1 protein-coding gene is annotated in these 242 nt (G+C 64.9%); it reads right to left on the bottom strand.

Features of this window, described 5'->3' with window-relative positions; genetic code table 11:
- Window positions 1-242: methyl-accepting chemotaxis protein (locus tag SB822_RS60230; protein ID WP_410859530.1), on the bottom strand; the 242-nt coding region annotated here is incomplete at both ends.

Genomic DNA, 242 nt, shown 5'->3' with positions numbered 1-242 from the left:
CAAGAATGTTGGTCTGGAAAGCGATGCCTTCGATCACGCTCGTAATCTCGGCGATCTTCTGCGACGAGCGGCTGATGTCGCCCATCGTCGACACCACGCGTTCGACCGCGCGTCCGCCTTCGAGCGCCGCGTCCGCCGCGCGCGTGACCAGCGTGTTCGCTTGCGACGCGTGATCGGCGTTCTGCTGCACCGTCGACGTGATCTGCTCCATGCTCGCCGCGGTTTCTTCCAGGCTGCTGGCC

This window comes from Paraburkholderia sp. SIMBA_054 (assembly GCF_046534875.1).
Taxonomy (GTDB): Bacteria; Pseudomonadota; Gammaproteobacteria; order Burkholderiales; family Burkholderiaceae; genus Paraburkholderia; species Paraburkholderia hospita.
The sequence above is the reverse complement of the archived record's forward strand: the minus strand, read 5'-3'. Positions and strand labels throughout refer to the sequence as shown.